Origin of the sequence: Pseudomonas sp. Sample_10 (assembly GCF_004321495.1) — a bacterium.
In the GTDB taxonomy this organism is placed as follows: Bacteria; Pseudomonadota; Gammaproteobacteria; order Pseudomonadales; family Pseudomonadaceae; genus Aquipseudomonas.
The window spans coordinates 57,133-77,949 of record NZ_RCOE01000034.1; the positions used below are offsets into that span (position 1 = coordinate 57,133).

Below are 20,817 nucleotides of genomic sequence, written 5' to 3' on the forward strand. Positions count from 1 at the left end.
AGCAAGCTCGCTCCCACAGGGAACCCGGTCGTTAGATGGCCTCGCGCGATGGCTTGCCATCCACCAGCCGCTGAATGCGCAACGGATTGGCATTTTTCAGGGCATCCGGCAGCAGGTTGTCCGGGTAGTTCTGGAAACATACCGGGCGCAGGAAACGATCGATCGCCAGGGTGCCCACTGACGTGCCGCGGGCATCCGAGGTCGCCGGATACGGTCCGCCATGGACCATCGAATCACACACTTCGACACCCGTCGGATAGCCATTGAGCAGGATTCGACCGACCTTCAGTTCCAGCAACGCCGTCAGTTCGCTGAACTGCTGGAAGTCCGCCTGTTCGCCGATGATGGTCGCTGTCAGTTGACCGTGCAGGCCGTTCAACGCAGCGCTCAGCTGCGCTTGATCCGCCACTTCGACAACGACGGTGGTCGGCCCGAACACTTCCTCCTGCAGTACTTCATCGCCGTTGATCAACAAACTGACATCAGCCTTGAACAACTGGGGTTGCGCCCGACGTCCCTGCTGCGGTTGACCCGCCAGTTGCTCGATGCCCGGATGATCGAGGAGCTTTTGCAGGCCTTTACCGTAGCTGGCCAGCGTCCCGGCATTGAGCATGGTTTGCGCCGGCTGATCCGCCATCACATCGGCCAGCAGTTTTTGGAACGCGCTGAACTGAGGCGAGCGAATACCAATCACCAACCCCGGATTGGTACAGAACTGGCCGCAACCTTGCACTACCGAGGCCGCCAGCTCACGGGCAATGGTCTCGGTACGCACCTGCAACGCCTCGGGCAGGAGGATCACCGGGTTGATGCTCGACATTTCGGCGAACACCGGAATCGGTTGAGGGCGCGCCGCGGCCATATCGCACAATGCCCGACCGCCCTTGAGCGACCCGGTAAAGCCCACCGCCTGAATCGCCGGATGCTTGACCAGCGCTTCGCCGACCCCACCGCCATAAATCATGTTGAACACACCGGCCGGCATCGAGGTTTTTTCCGCCGCCCGGATGATCGCGTCAGCGACGTGCTCGGCCGTTGCCATGTGGCCACTGTGGGCCTTGAACACCACCGGGCAACCGGCAGCCAATGCCGACGCGGTGTCGCCACCGGCAGTCGAGAACGCCAAGGGAAAATTACTAGCGCCGAATACCGCCACCGGGCCGAGACCGATACGGTACTGGCGCAGGTCGGGACGCGGCAGCGGTTGACGGTCCGGCAGTGCCTTGTCGATACGCGCACCGTAGAAATCGCCGCGACGCAGCACGTTGGCGAACAGACGCATCTGCCCACTGGTGCGGCCCCGTTCGCCGATGATCCGCGCTGCCGGCAGTGCCGTTTCGCGGCAAACCAGAGAGACGAAATCATCACCCAGCGCATCCAGCTCAGAGGCAATCGCGTCCAGAAACTGCGCGCGCCGCTCTGCGCTCAAGCTGCGATAAGCCGGGAACGCGGCAGCGGCAGCCTTGGCGGCGGTATCGACTTCCTCCGGCGTGGCCTGGATGAAATCATGGGGCAATGCCTCGCCGGTTTCGGCGTCGACGCTCTGCAGCTTGACGCTACCCAACGCGCTGCGCTGGCCGCCGATGTAGTTGTGACCAAGAATCAGGGACATTCAATATTCCTCAAAGTGTGCCAACGGTGCCGGGCTCGAACGCTGCTGCAACCGGTGCGATGCCATTGATCAGCGGCGCGCCGAATTCCGCCTGGCTGATCTCGAACACATCCCCCGGTTGCGTGCGCACGCCATCGGCAAACGACAGCGTTGCAGTGCCGAAGAAATGAATGTGCACATCCCCCGGGCGCAGGAATTGGCTGTATTTGAAATGGTGGAACTCAAGGTTTGCCAGGCTATGGCACATGTTGGCTTCGCCGCTGAGGAACTCGTTCTGCCACAGGACTTCGCCGTCGCGCAGGATTCGGCTGGTGCCGGCCAGATGCTGGGGCAATTCACCGACCCGCAACTCCGGACCATAACTGCAACTGCGCAGTTTCGAGTGGGCCAGATAAAGGTAATTCTTGCGCTCCATGACGTGATCGGAGAATTCGTTGCCCACGGCGAAACCGAGGCGATACGGTTTGCCGTCATGGCCGATGACATACAGGCCGCTGAGTTCCGGTTCCTCACCGGCGTCTTCGGCAAACGGCGGCAACGGGAATGGCTGGCCGGGACGCACAACGATGCTGCCGTCGCCCTTGTAGAACCATTCCGGTTGTACACCCGCCTGACCTGCGGCGGGTTTACCGCCCTCCACGCCCCACTTGAAAATGCGCATGGTGTCGGTCATCGCCGCTTCGTCACCGGCCTGCTGGTGCATCTTGTCCCGGGCCGAGGCGCTGCCCAAGTGGGTCAGGCCGGTGCCGCTGACCAGCATGTGCGCAGGGTCCGGGTGATCCAGCGGTGGCAGGATGCGCAGTTGTGTCAGCAGTTGCGCGTAATCGTGGCTGATCCCCAGGCCCAAGGCTTGTACTTGTTGCTCAAGGCCAACGCCTGCCTCGATAGCCGCCAGGGCCAGGTCGCGAACGGTGCGGGCGTCTTGCACTTCGCACACCAGGCCATCCTCGACCACACCAACGCGGCGTTCGCCGTTACTTAATTCGAATTGAACCAAACGCATGAAATTTCTCCTGTTATTCCAAACACTACAGTTCCCTGTGGGAACGGGCTTACCCGCGATGACGGCTGCACATTCAACATTGATGTGCCAGATCAATTGCTATCGCGGGCAAGCCCGCTCCCACAGGGGGGGTGGTGATTTCCGGTTTTGTGTCAGGTACGGGTCGCGCCACGTGCACTGGCCGCAAACTCATCCGCCGGCAGCACATGCTTGCGCTCCAGCAAGCGGTAAACCACGCCAGTCAAGATCAACCCGAACACCATCACGCACGACAGGAAATACAGGCCGGAAGCCAGGTTGCCGGTGTATTCCTTGAGCGCACCAATGACGAACGGGCCGATGTAACCGCCGAGGTTGCCCACCGAGTTGATCAGCGCAATCCCCGCCGCCGCACTGGCCCCGGCGAAGAACCGGCCCGGCAAGGTCCAGAACACCGCCGTACAGGAGAACAGCGCGAACGCCACCAGGCACAGTGCTGCCAGTTGCAGCACTGGCACCGACAGCCAGGCACTGAGGAACAGGCCGATGGCGCCCAGTACATAGAGCACCGCCAGATGGCCGTAGCGATCATTCAATCGGTCGGAACTGCGTGGAATGATCAACAAGCCGATGATCCCGAAAATGTACGGCACCGATGACACGAACCCGGTCACCAGATCGCTGCCGCCGAACTGCTTGATCAACGTCGGCAACCACAAACCGAGGCCATAAATGCTCAAGGTCACCGGCAGGTAGAACAGCGCCAACAACAACACGCGCTTGTCCTTGAGGGCATGCAAAGGGTTGCCATGACGGGTCTGGCCGTACGCTTCGAGGTCTTTTTTCAGTTCGCCGGTCAGCCAGTCCTTTTCCGCCTGGTCCATCCACTTCACTTGCTGAGGGCCGTCAGGCAACCAGCGCAACACGGGCCAGGTCAGCAGGATCGCCGGGGCGCCGATAACGATGAACAGCCACTGCCAGCCGTGCAGCCCAAGCACACCGTCCATGCCCAACAAGCCGCCGGACACGGGACCTGTGATCATCATGGCAATGGGTTGGGACAGGATGAACAGCCCGAGGATCTTGCCGCGATGGCGAACCGGGAACCACTGGGTGATGTAGTACAGAACGCCAGGGAAGAAACCCGCTTCGGCGGCACCGAGCAAAAACCGCATGACGTAGAAGCTGTTCGGCCCTTGGACGAACGCCATGCCAATGGTGATTGCACCCCAGGTGACCATGATCCGCGCAAACCAGCGCCGCGCGCCGAAGCGGTCGAGCATCAGGTTGCTGGGGATTTCCAGCAGGAAGTAACCAATGAAGAACAGCCCTGCACCGAGACCGTAGGCCGCGTCGCCCAGTCCGATGTCGGCGCCCATGTGCAATTTGGCGAAGCCCACTGCGGAGCGATCCACATAGGCGATCAGGTACAGCAGGATCAGGAAGGGAATCAGTTTCAGCGTGATGCGACGAATAAGCCGCAGTTCCTGGCTCATGAGATCGGTCTCCGATTGTTGTTTTTATAGAACCTCGGGGGACGCCTCTCGCGACAAATCGCCAGGACCATCCCTCCGCTGAAAATGACTATATAGTAATACTATTTACTCAACAACACTTCCAAAGCGGCGAATTTGAGCTTATGTTACGCCTCAGCTCGAACAATATAGTCATACAATAAGAGAATCGATCATGTCTGATAAGAAACCCACCCTGCGCTCCGCCCAATGGTTTGGCACCGCCGACAAGAACGGCTTCATGTACCGCAGCTGGATGAAGAATCAGGGCATCGCCGACCACCAGTTCCACGGCAAGCCGATCATCGGCATCTGCAATACCTGGTCGGAACTGACCCCATGCAACGCGCATTTCCGCCAGATCGCGGAACACGTCAAACGCGGGGTGATCGAGGCCGGGGGCTTCCCGGTGGAATTCCCGGTGTTCTCCAACGGCGAATCCAACCTGCGCCCGACCGCCATGCTCACCCGCAACCTGGCGAGCATGGACGTTGAAGAAGCGATTCGCGGCAACCCGATTGACGGTGTGGTGCTGTTGACCGGTTGCGACAAGACTACCCCTGCATTACTGATGGGCGCCGCCAGTTGTGACGTGCCGGCCATCGTCGTCACCGGCGGGCCGATGCTCAACGGCAAACACAAGGGCAAGGACATCGGTTCGGGCACCGTGGTCTGGCAGCTCAGCGAACAGGTCAAGGCTGGCACCATCACCATCGATGACTTCCTTGCAGCCGAGGGCGGCATGTCCCGCTCGGCCGGCACCTGCAACACCATGGGCACCGCTTCGACCATGGCCTGCATGGCGGAAGCCCTCGGTACTTCCCTGCCCCACAACGCCGCGATTCCGGCCGTGGATGCACGCCGTTATGTGCTGGCGCACATGTCCGGCATGCGCGCGGTGGAGATGGTCCGCGAAGACCTGAAACTGTCGAAGATCCTGACCAAGGAAGCCTTCGAAAACGCTATTCGTGTGAACGCGGCCATTGGTGGCTCGACCAACGCGGTGATCCATTTGAAAGCCATCGCCGGGCGCATCGGCGTGGAACTGGATCTGGACGACTGGACCCGCATCGGTCGCGGCATGCCGACCATCGTCGACCTGCAACCGTCCGGGCGCTTCCTGATGGAAGAGTTCTACTACGCCGGCGGTCTGCCTGCGGTACTGCGTCGCCTCGGCGAGGCCAACCTGATCCCCAACCCGAATGCTTTGACCGTGAACGGCAAGTCCATTGGCGAGAACACCAAGGATGCGCCGATCTATGGCGAAGACGAAGTGATTCGCACCCTCGACAACCCGATCCGCGCCGACGGCGGTATCTGCGTGCTGCGCGGCAACCTGGCGCCACTGGGCGCGGTACTCAAGCCGTCCGCCGCGACGCCTGAATTGATGCAGCATCGTGGACGCGCCGTGGTGTTCGAGAATTTCGACATGTACAAGGCGCGGATCAACGACCCGGAGCTGGACGTGGATGCCAACTCGATTCTGGTCATGAAGAACTGCGGGCCGAAGGGTTATCCGGGCATGGCTGAAGTCGGCAACATGGGCTTGCCGGCCAAGTTGCTGGCTCAGGGCGTGACCGACATGGTGCGCATTTCCGATGCGCGCATGAGTGGCACCGCGTATGGCACCGTGGTCCTTCACGTTGCCCCTGAAGCCGCTGCGGGCGGTCCGTTGGCGACGGTAAAAGAAGGCGACTGGATCGAGCTCGACTGCGCCAGCGGCCGGCTGCACCTGGACATCCCGGATGCGGAACTGGCCGCACGCATGGCCGACCTGCAACCACCGCAGCAATTGCTGGTAGGCGGTTACCGTCAGCTGTACATCGACCATGTGTTGCAGGCTGATCAAGGCTGCGACTTCGACTTCCTGGTCGGCTGCCGCGGAGCCGAAGTGCCGCGTCATTCTCACTGACCCCTCTCCACCGATCGTTCCCACGCTCCGCGTGGGAATGACTCAACGGACGCTCCGCGTGGGAACGATCAATCCGCCTCAAGATTGTGTCGTGCCTGCTATCATGCGCAGCACCTCCACGCACAGGACCGCGCCACTCCCCATGGATTACCGCAAACCCTCCGACCGCAAAAGCATGCACTCGCGTATCGTCCAGGAATTGGGCATGCAGATCGTCTCCGGACGCTTCCTGCCAGACGACAAACTGCCCGCCGAGGCGTTGCTGTGTGAAGAATATGCGGTCAGTCGGCCAGTCCTGCGTGAAGCCACACGGGTGCTGGTTGCCAAGGGTCTGGTGTACTCCCGCCCGCGAGTGGGCACCGTGGTCAAACCACGTCGGGAATGGCACATGCTCGACCCGGACGTGTTGCATTGGCTGATGCAAAGCAGCCCGCAAAATGAATTCTTCAATCTGTTGACCAGTGTACGCAGCATCATCGAACCGGCGGCCGCCGCCCTCGCCGCGCAGTTCGCCACCGACGACGACATCGCCGCGATCGGCGAAGCCTACCAACGCATGGAAACCGCGCCGACGCCTGAAGCCTTGCTGCAACCGGACCTGGATTTCCACAGCCGCATTGCCGACGCTACCCACAACGACTTGCTGGCCAACCTGTGCAACATGCTGTCGGTGGCCATCGCCGAGGCCTTGAAGCATTCCAACCAACGCCCGAACCTGCATGAACTGGCGTTGCCACGGCACAAGGCGATTCTCACCGCCATCGAAAACCGCGACGCCCTGGGTGCGCGGCATGCGACGCTGGTGCAGCTGGATGATGCGCGCAGTGCGTTGAATGTCGTGCTGGGTAGCGATCCCACCTGACCACCACTATCCCTGTGGGAGCTGGCTTGCCAGCGATGGCGGCTTATCAGTTACATCATCGTTCAATGTTAAACCGCAATCGCTGGCAAGCCAGCTCCCACAGGAAGTGTGTCGATCTTCAGATGCAAAAAAGCCGCAACCAGGGTTGCGGCTTTTTCATTGCAGCGTGAATCAGTGAGCGAACAACGAATTGCCCTTCTGCCCTGCCAGTTTCTCCGGTTTGATCAGGAATCGCGCCAGTGCCGGCAACAGCCACAGCGCACCGAACATGTTCCACAGCAACATGAAGGTCAGCATCAGACCCATGTCGGCCTGGAACTTGATGGCCGAGAAGATCCAGGTGCACACGCCGATGGCCAGGCACAGGCCGGTGAACAATACGGCTTTACCGGTGGATTTCAGAGTCTGGTAATAGGCTTCCTGCAACGGCAGACCGGCACGCAGGAAACTTTCCAGACGGCTGTAGATGTAGATGCCGTAGTCCACACCAATCCCCACCCCGAGCGCCACCACTGGCAGGGTCGCCACTTTCACGCCGATGCCCATGAATGCCATCAGGGCGTTGCCGAGCACCGAGGTCAGCACCAGCGGCAGCACGATGCACAAGGTCGCCGCCCAGGAACGGAAGGTGATCATGCACATGACCGCTACGCAGATGTACACCAGGATCAGGATGGTCAACTCGGACTTCTTGATCACTTCGTTGGTGGCAGCCTCGATCCCGGCGTTACCGGCAGCCAGGATGAACTCCAGGTTCTCGGTGTTGTGTTCCTTGGCGAAGTCCTGCACGGCGTGGACCGCGCGATCCAGGGTTTCAGCCTTGTGATCGTTGAGGAACACCAGCACCGGTGCCAGCGAGCAACTGTTGTTGTACAGGCCATCGGCCCGGGCAATCGAGTTGTTCAGCACGTCCGGGTTGCGCGACAGGGTTTCCCACTTCAGGTTGCCTTCGTTCATGCCCTTGATCATTTGCTTGGACACGGTCACCAGGGAAATCGCCGACTGCACGCCCTCGGTGTTCTGCATCTTCCACATCAGCTCGTCGATCGGCGCCATGGCTTCGTAGCGTGAGCAGCCTTCGGACTTGGTCTTGACCATCACCACCAACACGTCAGAGCTGGTGGAATAGTTGTTGATGATGAAGTTGTTGTCCTTGTTGTAGCGCGAGTCCGGACGCAGCTCCGGCGCACCCTGGTCGAGGTCACCGATTTTCAGGTTCTGGCTGTACCAGAGGCCGCCGCCGAACGCGATCAGTGCCAGCGCGATGGATACTGGCGCGACTTTCGGGCTGGCGAAGTTCGACAGCAAGCGCCAGAACGGATGTTCGCGAGTCGCATCTTTCTTGCTGCGCGCAACTGCGCGCTTGCTGATGCCGACATAGGAAATCGCTACCGGCAACAGGATCAGGTTGGTGAACACGATCACCGCCACACCGATGGAAGCACCGATGGCCAGCTCGCGAATCACGCCGATATCAATGATCAGCAGCGTGATGAAGCCCACGGCATCGGCGAGGATCGCGATCATCCCGGGCAGGAACAGCTGGCGGAAGGTCCGGCGCGCTGCGGTCAGGGCGTTGTCCGCCTCACTGGATTGCAGGGCGATGCCGTTGATTTTCTGCACGCCGTGGGAAATACCGATGGCGAAGATCAGGAACGGCACCAGCATCGAATAAGGATCAAGACCGAAACCGAAGAAGTGCATCAGGCCCAATTGCCAGACCACCGCCACCAGCGTCGTACTCAACACCGCCACGGTACTGCGCATGCAGTTGGTGAACCAGTAGAGCAGGATCAGGGTAATGACAAACGCGACCCCGAAGAACATCACCACCATCACCAGGCCATCGATCAGGTCACCGACCTTCTTGGCGAAACCGACGATGTGGATCTTGATGTTGGGGTTCTGCGCTTCGAACTTGTTGCGGATCTTGTCTTCAAGCTCATGGGAGAACTTGCGATAGTCCAGGGCCAGCAACTTGCCCTGGTCCTGCGGGTCCGGATAGGCCTCCAGCAACGGGATGTCGACGATGCTCGACTTGAAGTCGTTGGCCACCAGGCGACCGACCTGCCCGGACTTGAGGACGTTGTTGCGCAGCATGTCGAGGCTGGCCTGGGAGCCGTTATAGCTCTGCGGGATCACTTCACCCCCGGCAAAGCCCTCCTCAGTCACTTCGGTCCAGCGTACGCTCGGACTCCACAGCGACTTGAGGCCGGAACGGTCAACGCCGGAAATGTAGAACACTTCGTCGTTGATCTGGCGCAGGGTCTCCATGTATTCCTTGGAGAAGATGTCGCCATCGGTGGCTTCCACCGAGATCCGCACGGTGTTGCCCAGGTTCGCCAGATCGTTGCGATGCTCCATCATCTTCTGGATGAAGGGGTGCTCGAGCGGGATCATTTTTTCGAAGCTGGTGGACGGACGAATCAGCGTCGCCTGCCAGAACAGGAAAATACTGACCAACAGGCAGATGAAGATCACTGCCGGGCGGTTGTTGAAGATCAGGCGCTCAAGGAGTGTCGCCTTTTCCTGGTGATGAGTACTCAAGGAAGTCATAGCTGCGCCTTCTTATTATTAACCTGGCTCATTTGCCCGACTCGGTGCCGTTCGGCGAGGTGACGCGAACGCCACCCTGTCCTGCCAGAACCAGATTGCCATTGCCTGCCGCCGTGACCGCCGAGACGGAAATACGATCCGCGCGGTTGACCACTTTGAAGGTTTCACCATCGTCGCTGCTGCGAATCACCGAACCGCCGTTACCGACAATCACGATGGAGCCGTCTTCGAGCAGCGTGCCGCCGGACAGACCGAACTCCAGATCGCCGCGCTCAGCCTTCAACTCGATCTGTTCCCAGTTGCTACCGAAATCGGTCGAGCGATACAGATTGCCACGCAGGCCATACGCCAAGAGGGTAGAAGGTTGCGCGGTGCCGATCACACCAAACAGCGAGCCTTCGTAAGGGCCTTCAAGTTTTTCCCAGGTCTGGCCCCAGTCGGCGGAGCGGAACATGCTGCCCTGCTCACCGACGATGAACAGACCGGAATCCTTGACGGCGGCGATGGCGTTGAGGTGGAACTGGTCTTCGTTGTCCAGGCGATCACTGACGTCTTCCCAGTGCTTGCCGCCATCGCTGGTTTCCAGCAATGCGCCGTAAGCGCCTACGGCAAAACCTTTGTTGACGTCCTGAAACCAGACGTCGAGCAATGGCGACTCACGCTTGAGGTCTTCGAATTGCTTGGTCCAGGTGACACCGCCGTCCTCGCTGGCGAGGATCTGTGCATCATGGCCGACCGCCCAGCCGTGCTGGTCATCGACGAAAAACACCGAGGTCAGCAATGCCCGGGTCGGGACCTTGGCTTGCATCCAGGTAGCACCCTGGTCATCAGAATACAGAATATGCCCACGATCCCCGACTGCCACCAGGCGCTTGCCAGCGTGGACGACATCGAGCATCAGGCTTTTGCTGGCCTTGGCCGATTCAATGGAATAAACAACGTCGGATGCCGGCGCAGCCGCGGCCAGCACAGGTGCTGACAGCATGGCAGAGCCCAACAGCGAGAGCGCTGTAGCCAGCAACGCGAATTTGCGTAATGCCAGCGGGCGGCAGATACCCACACCCATGACAGGCTCACTCATAGACCTTCCCCCATTATTATTGTTAGGTCATTCAACCTTTCTGGGCGCCGCAAGGGTGCTGACCGGGATTACCTGTTTCAGAGCATAGACCTGAAACCCGCAATCCAGAGCCCCTTCGGAAGCTGGCTTATCCTATCGGTGTTTTCGAAGGGCTGACAATCGACGGCACGTTATGTTTTGTTAACCGCAGGGGTGGTTGTTTTTTCTGAATGGTGGGGTATCAGGTGGGGTGATTGGGTGTTTTTGGTCGGAGTACATATCCGTTGCTGCGGTAACGGCGGCTTATGTTTGGTTGTGTACATATCCGTTGCTGCGGTAACGGCGACTTATGGTTTCGCTCTTACAGCGAGTCCCTTTTTCAAACGCCAAAAAGGAACCAAAAGGCTTTGCCCCGGCGTACGGCACCTCGCTGGGGCTCGGTGTTCCCTCGCTACGGTGTCCATCCGGGGGCATCGCCTACGGTCTGCTTCGCGACGACCTCCTCTCGATGTGTGCGGCTTCGCCGCACGGCGCTACGCGCCCCCCCCCCAGATGAACACCTACGCTCGGCCTGCCGAAGGGGCAAAAGATCAAGAGCCGAAGCGAGGCGGCCTACCGGCCGGCCTGATAGGTTGGGTTGGGCATTGATTCTCCCCTGTAGGAGCCAGCCCTGCTGGCGATGGTCGTTAACGATGACGTGCCCTGTCTGGATGATCAGGGTGTCTGGGCGTTTTTCGCGAGCAGGCTAGCTCCTGCAATGGGATTGATGGCATATGGTGGAGGTTTGTTGGCTGGCAGGTCGTCATCGCTGGCAAGCCAGCTCCCACAGGGGAGGAGTACATCTGGCAGGAATTGGTTGGCTGTGAGACCGTCATCGCCAGCAGGCTGGCTCCTACAATGGGGTTGGGGGCATCTGGTAGAGATTGGTCGGCTGGCAGGCGGTCATCGCTGGCAAGCCGGCTCCCACAGAAGAGCAAAAGCAAGAGCAAGAGTAAGGGCAGAACGCCATACAACCGCCGTTGCTTCTAACCACTCAACAGGCCGAGCGTTAGCTCGCCTGCAGCTTTTGATCTTGATTCACCCGCCCCATCGGCAGGCTGAGTGGAGGCGTTCATCCGGGGGTGGGCGCGCAGCGCCGTGCGGCGAAGCCGCACACATCGAGAGGAGGTCGTCGCGAAGCAGACCGGAGGCGATGCCCCCGGATGAATGCCGGAGCGAAGGTACCCCGAGCCCCAGCGAGGGGCCGTACGTCAGGGGCGAGCGTTTTTTGCTTACTTTTTTAGGCGCTTGTAAAAAAGTGAGTCGCCGTAAGGGCGAAACCATAAGTGGCCGTTACCGAAGCAACGGATATACACAAAAAACAACCCAGAACCTGGTCGACCCAAAGGCCGCCAAGGTCAAGATCCAACATCAAGCCAAACTCTTGCTCACCACCTCAAACACATCACTGGACAACTGCCCCGAATTCAAAATCCGCTCCAGCTCGCCCTTCATCAACGCCTGACGCGCATTGTCATACTTGCGCCAGCGAGTCAAAGGCGCCAACTGGCGAGAAGCAATCTGCGGATTGAAGCCGTTCAACTCGATCACCAGATCCGCCAGGAAGCGATACCCGGAACCATCCGCCGCATGGAAATTGATCAGGTTCTGCCCGGCAAACGCACCGATCAACGCCCGCACCTTGTTCGGGTTCTTGATGTTGAACGCCGGGTGCTGCATCAATGCCTTGACCCGCTCCAGCCCGCCCGGCAACGTACTGCCGGCCTGGACACTGAACCACTGATCCATGACCAACGGATTGTCCTTGAAGTGCTCGGCGAAGCTCGCCAGTGCCTTGGCTTTTTGCTCTTCGAAGGGCGAGTTGACCAACACCGCGAGGGCGGTCAGGCGTTCGGTCATGTTGTCGCACGCGGCGAACTGCTCCAGTGTCGCGGCCAATACTTCTGGCTTGCCGCTGAGCATCAGGTACGACAGCGCGATGTTCTGCAAGGCACGGCGGGCGAAATGTTCGGCTTCGGCCACATACGGGGTTTGCTTGGACAAGTCGCGGTTGGCCTGATAACGCAGCCACAAGGCCTCGAACAGCGCATCCGCCAACTGCTTGCGGGCAAACTCGCGGGCGGTGTGGATGGCGTCTACATCGGCCACTTCAATGATTTCGGCCAAATAAGCTTCGCTTGGCAGCGAAAGCATTTCGGCGACCATCGCCTGATCCAGCGACTCATCGGACAGCACGGTACGCAAAGCGGATACCAGACGCTGATCCAGCACCAGCGCTTCGCCCTTCTGTTGCTGGGCGATCAATTCCTGCAACACCTGCACCGACAATTGCTGGCCGGCATCCCAGCGGTTGAAACCGTCGCTGTCGTGCTGCATGAGGAACATCAGCTGATCGCGGCTGTACGGGAAGCTCAGTTTCACCGGGGCCGAAAAGCCGCGTAGCAGCGATGGCAGCGGCTGTTCGGCGATGTCGACGAAGGTGAATGTCTGCTCGGCTTCGGTCACCGAGATCACCCGCGAGGTGCCTTGCGCCGACGCTTCACCAGCCAGACGCAGGGCTATTTCAGCACCCTTGCTGTCCAGCAGACCGAGCTCCACCGGGATCACGAACGGCAGTTTTTCGACCTTGTCCGGAGTCTGCGGGCAGCTCTGGCGGAAGGTCAGGCTGTAGGTTTTTGCTGCAGCGTCGTAGGACTCGCTCACTGCCAGTCGTGGCGTGCCCGCCTGGCTGTACCAGCGCTTGAACTGGGTCAGGTCCACGCCGTTGGCGTCTTCCATGGCCTTGATGAAGTCGTCGCAGGTCACGGCCTGGCCGTCGTGGCGCTCAAAGTACAGATCGCTGCCTTTGCGGAAGCCTTCGGCGCCGAGCAAGGTATGGATCATGCCGACCACTTCCGAACCCTTTTCGTACACGGTCAGGGTATAGAAGTTGGAAATCTCGATGAAGCTGTCCGGGCGCACGGCGTGAGCCATGGGGCCGGCGTCTTCGGCGAACTGGTGGGTACGCAGGTAGGCCACGTCCTGGATGCGCTTGACCGTCGCCGAGTTCATGTCGGCGGAGAAATGCGAATCGCGGAATACGGTAAAGCCTTCCTTGAGCGACAACTGGAACCAGTCGCGGCAGGTCACGCGGTTGCCCGACCAGTTGTGGAAATATTCGTGGGCGACGATCGCTTCGACCCGCTGATGCGCGGCGTCGGTGGCGGTTTCGGCGCGGGCCAGCACGGCGCTGGAGTTGAAGATGTTGAGACCTTTGTTCTCCATGGCGCCCATGTTGAAGTCGTTCACAGCGACGATCATGAAGATGTCCAGGTCGTACTCGCGACCGTAGACCTCTTCGTCCCAGCGCATGGACTTCTTCAGGCTGTTCATGGCGTGCTGGCATTTGTCGATGTTTTCCGGCTCGACATAAATGCGCAGCGCCACGGTGCGCTCGGTCATGGTGGTGAAGGTGTCTTCGACGCACCACAAATCACCGGCCACCAACGCGAACAGGTACGCCGGTTTCATGAACGGGTCTTCCCAGGTCGCCCAGTGCCGGCCATCTTCGCCGGGGCCGCTGGCAATCGGATTGCCGTTGGACAGCAGCACCGGATAGCTGTGCTGCTCGGCCACCACGGTGGTGGTGAACTTGCTCATCACGTCCGGGCGGTCGAGGTAATAGGTGATCTTGCGAAAGCCTTCGGCTTCGCACTGGGTGCAGAACATCGTGCCGGACTTGTACAGGCCTTCCAGCGCGGTATTGGTTTCGGGATGGATCTTGACGCTGGTATCGACCGTGAAGGTAGCGCTGGTCGGGTGCAGGGTCAGGTGATTGTCGGTCAGTTGATATTGCGCCGCTGTAAGCTCCTGATCGGCCAGCGTGACCGATAGCAGTTCCAGTTGCTGGCCATCCAGCACCAGCGGCGGCAGGCCCGGACCGCGTTCGGGGTTGCGGCGCATCACCAGTTGCGCGTGGACCAGGCTGTGGTCTTCGAACAACTCGAAGGTCAGGTGTGTTTCATCAATCAGGTACTCAGGGGCCTGATAGTCCTTGAGGTAGATCATCTTCGGTTGTTCGGTGCGCATGCTGGAGTCCTTAACTATGCACGGCGAGCTGATAGGCCGTGTACTTACGAATATTGATCACGCCGGTGTCGAAGATCAGGTATTGGCCTTTGATCCCCATCAGCGTGCCTTCGGCAATCGGATTCTTGTCCAGGTTGAAGCTGACGATTTTCGCCGGATACTGCTCGACCGGAAAGCGGATTTCGAGCGGTTCGACGTCGGCAATCGTCTGGATCGCCTGTAGGCCGAATCGTTCCTGCAATCCTTGCAGGCCCTCGGCGCAGCGATCGAACAACTGGTCACGGATCTGTGGCAGGTCCACCGATATTGCATCGCCCTTGAGCAAGGCACGCCAGTTGGTCTTGTCCGCTACCTGGCTGCGGAACAGGTCTTCGACAAAGCCCGATTGCTGGCGGGTGGAAACCCGCATGATCGGCAACGCCTGGCTGGCACCCTGATCGATCCAGCGGGTCGGCAACTGGGTAGCGCGGGTGATGCCGACCTTTACCCCGGATGAATTCGACAGGTAGACGATGTGATCGGTCATGCAGAACTTCTCGCCCCACTCCGGCTCCCGGCAGGTGCCGGCGTCGAAATGACAGCGCTCGGGGCTCATGATGCACACGTCACACTGGGCCAGTTTGGTCATGCACGGGTAACAGTACCCCTGGCTGAAACTGGTTTTGGTCTTGCGTCCGCAATGGGTGCAGTGGATCGCTCCCAGATATTCCAGGCGCACCGTGGTGCCGATCAAAGGGTTGACCGGAACCTCTGCGTCGCCCAGACGAAATGCGTATTGCACGTTCGGCCCGTCCAGGCGCGCCGACATTTTGCTGATTGCACCGCGGCCAATCTCGATCAATGGATGGCATCCGACTTGAACAGGATGTTGGGCACTTGAATCGACTTGGAGCTGCATTCTTGCGGACCCATGTAGCCAGTACGCTCTTCCTCGGGCAGGTTCTGGATTTCCCAGGCGATCATCGCTTGCAGCGACAGTTCGCGTTGCTCGGCGGTGAGCTTGCCACCGTCGGACCATTTACCGATTTCCACCGCCAGCTTCAGGCTCTGGTAGATGTCCGGGGTGATGTTCTTGATCATTTCGTTAAAAGAGGACATTGGGTCTCCGCGTTCTCTATACACAACGGTTTCAGACGGTCAGTTTACGGCGGTTGTACAAACCACCCAACAAACCGGTCAAGCATCCGACGAGCAACCCGCTGACGTGGGCCGCGTTGGCGATTTCGCCGAAGCCGATCATCGAGACCAGCCCGGACAGGCACAGCAGCAACCACACCAGCATCATCGCCAGCACGCCACGGGGCAGGCGGTAAGCGGCGTTCGGCGACAGCAACTGGAAGATCCAGCAATGCCCCAGCAGACCGTAAAGCACCCCGGACAATCCGCCGAACAGGGTCGGGCCGCTGAAAACAAACTGAACGTAGTTGGAGACGAGGCTGAACAGCAGGGTCAGCCCGACCAGGTTGATGCTGCCCTGGCGCGATTCGATGCGTCGTCCCAGCTCCCAGTACCACATGCCGTTCATGGCCAGGTGCAAAATGCCGAAGTGGATCAGCATCGGCGTCACCAGTCGCCACCACTGCCCCGCCGCCAGGCTGTCAGCCAGGGGCACGAAATGGATGTATTCGCCGACGACGCGGAAATCGAGGAAGGTCAGCCAGCGCAGCGTATCGAGATTGTCGCCGAGCAACGTGATCGCACCGACGATCAGACTCAGGATCAGCACCAGCGCCGTGGCTTTTGCGTGGCGAACCTGCTCGGCGAACCCCGGACGCTTTCGGGTTTGCGCCGGCTGGATGTCCAGTTGTTGATCGGGGTCGCCCGCCGGGAAGCGTTCGTAGAGCGCACGGACGTCTTCGCTGATGTTCTGCGGCACCCACAACACCTGCTCACCGGACTCTTCGCTGACCCGATGCGGCACCTGCATGCGTTCCAGCAATTTGACGAAGCCGCTCAGGTCTACCGCCAGGGGCAGACGCAACACCGCTACTGCACTCATCGCAGAACCTCTGGCCGCTCGACATCGACCCAGACGAATTTATGCGGATCGAGCCGCGTTTCCTGATCCAGCCGATAGGCGACCAGTTTGCCGTAGAGCACGGCACTGTAATCCAGGCACGCCAGGTTCGGGCGGATCGGTGCCGGTTTACCGCTGCGCCAATAATGTCCGACGAACAGCAACGGTTCATCGATGCCGTAACGCAGCAGCATGTTTTTCTCGGTCGAAGACAGCGGTGTGCGGGCCACCGGGTCCGGTAAGGCGTCAGGCTGGAAGACGATGTCGCCGTAGGTTTGCGGATCGTCTTCCCAGAACTTGGTACGGAAGAACGACCGCACCAGGCCATCGCCGCTGGTCATGGTCAGGCCGTCAGGCAGGCGCATGTCGGTGCCGCGCAGCAAGCGGTCGAAAACGGTGCAGGCAAATGAGCCCGACTGGGCCGAAGCCTGGAGGAAGTGCTCGTCGATACAGCCATCGGGAAACAACTGGCGCAAAGGTTCAATCAGCCCGGCATCCCAGCAGGCATGCACCACCCGGAAACGCCCGGCATCGACGAACAGCGGCAGCTCATAGAACCATTGCTGGAAGTCATGCCAGTCGCCGGGATGATGTTCGAACTGGGTCAGGGTTTCCTGAAGCAGCCGGGCATGGCGCGGCGTGTGCTCGCGCACGAACTGCTTGCCACTGCCGGGCAGTGCCGGCGTGACCCAGCCCAGCGCGTTGAACTCGTGGTTGCCCATGATGCACAGCGCCTGCCCGGCCTCGACCATGTCGTGGACGATGTGCAACGCCTCGCGAATTCGCGGGCCACGGTCGATGATGTCGCCGACGAACACCGCCATGCGCGACGCATGGCGCCAGACGCCACCGTGCTTGTGATAACCGAGCCGGTCGAGCAAGTGCTCAAGGGTCATTGCGCAACCGTGCACGTCACCGATCAGGTCGTAGCTACGCGCGGGATCGAGCATCAGTCGCCTCCACCACCCAACTTGCTGCCCCAGCCGAGCTTGGTCCGGCAGACTTCGTAGTAGTTGTGGTCGAGCGGATGAATCAACCGCAGCTTCTGGGCTTTCTTGCTGACGGTGATGGTGTCGCCGGGCGCACAGGTAAAGTGGTTCTGCCCGTCACACGAGACTTGCGGGTAAATCTGCATATCCTTGGACACGACGATTTTCAGCTCACTGTTGCCATCGACCACAATTGGCCGACCCGACAAGGTATGGGGGTACATCGGCACGATTACAATGGCGTCGAGCTTGGGATGCATGATCGGCCCGCCGGCAGACAGCGCGTAGGCGGTGGAACCGGTCGGCGTGGCGACGATCAGGCCGTCGGCCTTCTGGCTGCAGACGAACTGGCCGTCGATGTACAGCTCGAACTCGATCATCCGCGTGGATTTGCCGGGGTGCAGCACCACGTCGTTCAGCGCATCACCCTGGCCGATAGCCTCGGCATGCCGGCGAACTTCAGCCTGCAACAGGAAGCGGTTCTCCACCAGATAGTGGCCATCGAGCACTTCGGCGACCTTGAGTTCCAGCTCGTCAGGGCGGATATCGGTCAGGAAACCAAGACTGCCCCGGTTGATCCCCAGTACCGGAATATTGTGCTTGGCCAACGCCCGGGCGGCACCGAGCAGGCTGCCGTCACCGCCCACCACAATCACCATGTCACAGACTTCACCGAGCATCTTGCGCGACGAGGTTTGCAGGCCGTGACCCGGCAGGACTTCGGCAATGGTGTCTTCGAGGATCACGTGCAGGTGACGATCGAGCAGAAACCGTTTCAGTCGGCGGACGGTATCCAGCACCTGGGAACTGCCCAGGCGACCGATGATGCCGATATTGCGAAATTGCTCCATGGGGCTCCTGCTGGGAATCTGTGCGACGACGAAAAACACGATTATGGGCGAAAGCCGCTGATAGACAAAATCCTTTCAGCCTCAAGGGTGTGCTCGGGTTTCGGGCTATGCTCGCAAGATGATCCTATTTCCAGATTTGCTCCAGCTGCCCCACCAGTTGCGCCACCCCGAAGTGCGCGACCTGGCATGGGTCATCCTCGCGCCGCCGATGCTCGCCGACACACCGTGGCCGCAACGCCACCCGCTGGCCGGCAGCGACTGGGTGCAGGCACCTGAGCGCCTGGAACACTGGCTGCGTCAGCTGGACCAGGACAGCTATGGACTGCTGCACTGGCTGGCCCAGGCCCGCACCCGGCGTCTGGGCTTGTACTACGAGCGTCTCTGGCAATTTGCCGTGGAGCATGCGCCCGGCATCGAACTGATCGCCGCCAACATGCCGATCCGTCGCGAAGGCCATACGCTCGGCGAGCTGGACATGCTGCTGCGTGACCGCGACGGTGTGCATCACCTGGAACTGGCGATCAAGCTGTATCTGGGCCCTCAATCAGGTGATGGATGCGACACCGCGCAATGGCTTGGCCCCGGTTGTCACGATCGACTGGACCGCAAGCTGGCGCACCTGAGCCAGCATCAACTGCCGATATCCGCTCGCCCAGAGAGCCGCGAAGTGCTGGCAGCGCTGGATATCCGCCAGTTCACCGCGCATTTGTGGCTGGGCGGCTATTTGCTCTATCCATGGCCGGGGCACGCGGCAGCACCGAGCGGTGCACATCCACAACATTTGCGCGGTCGTTGGTTGCATCAAAAGGATTGGCAGGATTTTGTCGAGCAAAGTCCGCCGGGGCGCTGGCAACCCCTGCCCCGCCACGCTTGGCTGGCGCCGGCGCACTACTCGGCGGAACACACCTGGAACGTCGAGCAATTGAACGCCTGGCTGTGCGACCTCGACCCGCTGGCGCCGGCACAATTGCTGGTGCGATTGACCGAAAATGCCCATGGCGACTGGGAAGAAGCCGAGCGATTGTTCCTGGTGTCGGACCTTTGGCCGAATGTGCCCGGCCAAGGCTGATCCGAATCTTGTGCGAACTTTTGAACCAGCCTTTCAACAATCTAAATGGACAACCGCAAAGCCAGCGCCGCCAACGTCACCAACAACACCGGCACCGTCAGCACGATCCCGACCTTGAAGTAATACCCCCAGCCGATCCGGATGTTTTTGCGTTCCAGCACATGCAGCCACAGCAAGGTTGCCAGACTGCCTATCGGGGTGATTTTCGGCCCCAGGTCACTGCCGATGACGTTGGCGTAGATCATCGCTTCCTTGACCACCCCGCTCGCCTGGCTGGCATCGATGGATAGCAGTCCGATCAACACCGTCGGCAAATTGTTCATGATCGAGGACAACAACGCGGTCAACACCCCCGTACCCATTGCCGCGCCCCACACGCCGTACTCGGCAAAGCCATTGAGCCAGCCCGCGAGATAGCCTGTGAGTCCGGCGTTGCGCAGGCCGTAGACCACCAGATACATGCCAAGCGAGAAAATCACGATGTGCCAAGGCGCTTCCTTCAGCACTTTGCGCGTGGAAATCTTGTGACCACGGGCGGCAATCGCCCACAGCAAGGCCGCGCACACGGCCGAAATGGCACTGATGGGAATGCCCAGCGGTTCCAGCGCGAAGCAGCCGAGCAGCAGAATCACCAGCACCGCCCAGCCGGCGTAGAACGTCGCCTTGTCATGGATCGCCGACGCCGGATGTTCCAATTGCTCAGGGTCATAGTTTTTGGGGATGTCGCGGCGGAAAAACCACATCAATACCGCCAAGGTAGCCGCGACACTGACCAGGTTGACCGGGATCATCACCGCCGCGTACCGGTTGAAACCGATGTTGAAGAAGTCAGCGGAAACGATGTTCACCAGGTTCGACACCACCAGCGGCAGGCTGGCCGTATCGGCGATGAAGCCGGCGCCCATGACGAACGCCAGCGTCGCCGCCGGAGAAAAACGCAATGCCAACAGCATGGAAATCACAATGGGCGTGAGGATCAGCGCCGCGCCGTCATTGGCGAACAACGCCGACACCAATGCCCCGAGCAACACCATGTAGGCAAACAACTGGCGCCCACTACCCCTTCCCCAACGGGCCACATGCAGCGCTGCCCAGGCAAAAAATCCGGCCTCGTCCAGCAACAAACTGATGATGATCAGTGCGACAAAGGTTCCGGTGGCGTTCCAGATGATTTGCCACACCAATGGAATGTCGCTCAGGTGCACAACGCCGAACATCAAAGCCAGCACCGCGCCCAGCACCGCGCTCCAACCGACGCCGAGCCCTTTGGGTTGCCAGATCACCAGTGTGATCGTCAGCAGGAAAATCAGTGACGCTACAAGCAT

Annotated in this window: 15 protein-coding genes; 3 read left to right on the plus strand and 12 right to left on the minus strand. The window is 60.2% G+C overall.

Annotated features, from left to right (window positions below):
* Positions 1-31: 31 nt before the first annotated feature.
* The 3 genes from D8U18_RS02485 to D8U18_RS02495 form a co-directional block, all read right to left on the minus strand.
* Complete coding sequence (locus D8U18_RS02485; RefSeq protein ID WP_056855534.1) at positions 32-1,612, minus strand: aldehyde dehydrogenase (NADP(+)); 1,581 nt, start codon at positions 1,610-1,612, stop codon at positions 32-34.
* 10 nt (positions 1,613-1,622) lie between these two features.
* On the minus strand, positions 1,623-2,615 hold the full coding sequence (araD1, locus tag D8U18_RS02490) for an AraD1 family protein (RefSeq protein ID WP_130906785.1): 993 nt from the start codon (positions 2,613-2,615) through the stop codon (positions 1,623-1,625).
* Between the two features lie 152 nt (positions 2,616-2,767).
* Positions 2,768-4,090, minus strand: coding sequence for an MFS transporter (locus tag D8U18_RS02495; protein WP_056855536.1), 1,323 nt, complete (start codon positions 4,088-4,090; stop codon positions 2,768-2,770).
* Positions 4,091-4,283: 193 nt separating this feature from the next.
* On the opposite strand from D8U18_RS02495, the gene D8U18_RS02500 reads away from it, so the two are divergent.
* Together D8U18_RS02500 and D8U18_RS02505 are read left to right on the plus strand one after the other, a co-directional pair.
* On the plus strand, positions 4,284-6,020 hold the full coding sequence (locus D8U18_RS02500) for an IlvD/Edd family dehydratase (RefSeq protein ID WP_075945160.1): 1,737 nt from the start codon (positions 4,284-4,286) through the stop codon (positions 6,018-6,020).
* A gap of 142 nt (positions 6,021-6,162) precedes the next feature.
* Positions 6,163-6,882: a FadR/GntR family transcriptional regulator gene (locus D8U18_RS02505; protein WP_056855538.1), complete on the plus strand. Its 720-nt coding sequence runs from the start codon at positions 6,163-6,165 to the stop codon at positions 6,880-6,882.
* 171 nt (positions 6,883-7,053) lie between these two features.
* Here the strand turns inward: D8U18_RS02505 and D8U18_RS02515 are convergent, their stop codons facing one another.
* The 8 genes from D8U18_RS02515 to D8U18_RS02555 form a co-directional block, all read right to left on the minus strand.
* Positions 7,054-9,438, minus strand: coding sequence for an RND family transporter (locus D8U18_RS02515; protein ID WP_056855539.1), 2,385 nt, complete (start codon positions 9,436-9,438; stop codon positions 7,054-7,056).
* A 28-nt stretch (positions 9,439-9,466) separates the two neighbouring features.
* Complete coding sequence (locus D8U18_RS02520; RefSeq protein WP_130930895.1) at positions 9,467-10,519, minus strand: YCF48-related protein; 1,053 nt, start codon at positions 10,517-10,519, stop codon at positions 9,467-9,469.
* 1,389 nt (positions 10,520-11,908) lie between these two features.
* Positions 11,909-14,566, minus strand: a complete 2,658-nt coding sequence (pepN, locus tag D8U18_RS02530; RefSeq protein WP_131106940.1) for an aminopeptidase N — start codon at positions 14,564-14,566, stop codon at positions 11,909-11,911.
* Positions 14,567-14,576: 10 nt separating this feature from the next.
* Entirely contained in the window at positions 14,577-15,407 is an 831-nt protein-coding gene (locus D8U18_RS02535; RefSeq protein ID WP_130905672.1) for a DUF2797 domain-containing protein, read from the minus strand.
* Positions 15,404-15,664: a DUF1315 family protein gene (locus D8U18_RS02540; RefSeq protein WP_056855543.1), complete on the minus strand. Its 261-nt coding sequence runs from the start codon at positions 15,662-15,664 to the stop codon at positions 15,404-15,406. Before D8U18_RS02540 ends, D8U18_RS02535 begins: the two co-directional genes overlap by 4 nt.
* A gap of 31 nt (positions 15,665-15,695) precedes the next feature.
* A complete protein-coding gene (locus tag D8U18_RS02545) occupies positions 15,696-16,565 on the minus strand; it encodes a rhomboid family intramembrane serine protease (RefSeq protein ID WP_130905673.1) in 870 nt (289 codons plus the stop codon).
* Complete coding sequence (locus D8U18_RS02550; protein WP_056855545.1) at positions 16,562-17,533, minus strand: metallophosphoesterase; 972 nt, start codon at positions 17,531-17,533, stop codon at positions 16,562-16,564. Before D8U18_RS02550 ends, D8U18_RS02545 begins: the two co-directional genes overlap by 4 nt.
* Positions 17,533-18,423, minus strand: a complete 891-nt coding sequence (locus tag D8U18_RS02555) for an NAD(+) kinase (RefSeq protein ID WP_056855546.1) — start codon at positions 18,421-18,423, stop codon at positions 17,533-17,535. Before D8U18_RS02555 ends, D8U18_RS02550 begins: the two co-directional genes overlap by 1 nt.
* Before the next feature lie 118 nt (positions 18,424-18,541).
* On the opposite strand from D8U18_RS02555, the gene D8U18_RS02560 reads away from it, so the two are divergent.
* On the plus strand, positions 18,542-19,492 hold the full coding sequence (locus D8U18_RS02560) for a DUF1853 family protein (RefSeq protein WP_130905674.1): 951 nt from the start codon (positions 18,542-18,544) through the stop codon (positions 19,490-19,492).
* Positions 19,493-19,533: 41 nt separating this feature from the next.
* Here the strand turns inward: D8U18_RS02560 and D8U18_RS02565 are convergent, their stop codons facing one another.
* On the minus strand, positions 19,534-20,817 hold the full coding sequence (locus D8U18_RS02565; RefSeq protein WP_056855548.1) for an arsenic transporter: 1,284 nt from the start codon (positions 20,815-20,817) through the stop codon (positions 19,534-19,536).

Bases quoted from the DNA above. Each gene is read 5' to 3' on its own strand.
- D8U18_RS02485 (WP_056855534.1), bottom strand. From the start codon at position 1,612: ATGTCCCTGATTCTTGGTCACAACTACATCGGCGGCCAGCGCAGCGCG.
- araD1 (WP_130906785.1), bottom strand. From the start codon at position 2,615: ATGCGTTTGGTTCAATTCGAATTAAGTAACGGCGAACGCCGCGTTGGT.
- D8U18_RS02495 (WP_056855536.1), bottom strand. From the start codon at position 4,090: ATGAGCCAGGAACTGCGGCTTATTCGTCGCATCACGCTGAAACTGATT.
- D8U18_RS02500 (WP_075945160.1), top strand. From the start codon at position 4,284: ATGTCTGATAAGAAACCCACCCTGCGCTCCGCCCAATGGTTTGGCACC.
- D8U18_RS02505 (WP_056855538.1), top strand. From the start codon at position 6,163: ATGGATTACCGCAAACCCTCCGACCGCAAAAGCATGCACTCGCGTATC.
- D8U18_RS02515 (WP_056855539.1), bottom strand. From the start codon at position 9,438: ATGACTTCCTTGAGTACTCATCACCAGGAAAAGGCGACACTCCTTGAG.
- D8U18_RS02520 (WP_130930895.1), bottom strand. From the start codon at position 10,519: ATGAGTGAGCCTGTCATGGGTGTGGGTATCTGCCGCCCGCTGGCATTA.
- pepN (WP_131106940.1), bottom strand. From the start codon at position 14,566: ATGCGCACCGAACAACCGAAGATGATCTACCTCAAGGACTATCAGGCC.
- D8U18_RS02540 (WP_056855543.1), bottom strand. From the start codon at position 15,664: ATGTCCTCTTTTAACGAAATGATCAAGAACATCACCCCGGACATCTAC.
- D8U18_RS02545 (WP_130905673.1), bottom strand. From the start codon at position 16,565: ATGAGTGCAGTAGCGGTGTTGCGTCTGCCCCTGGCGGTAGACCTGAGC.
- D8U18_RS02550 (WP_056855545.1), bottom strand. From the start codon at position 17,533: ATGCTCGATCCCGCGCGTAGCTACGACCTGATCGGTGACGTGCACGGT.
- D8U18_RS02555 (WP_056855546.1), bottom strand. From the start codon at position 18,423: ATGGAGCAATTTCGCAATATCGGCATCATCGGTCGCCTGGGCAGTTCC.
- D8U18_RS02560 (WP_130905674.1), top strand. From the start codon at position 18,542: ATGATCCTATTTCCAGATTTGCTCCAGCTGCCCCACCAGTTGCGCCAC.
- D8U18_RS02565 (WP_056855548.1), bottom strand. From the start codon at position 20,817: ATGCTTGTAGCGTCACTGATTTTCCTGCTGACGATCACACTGGTGATC.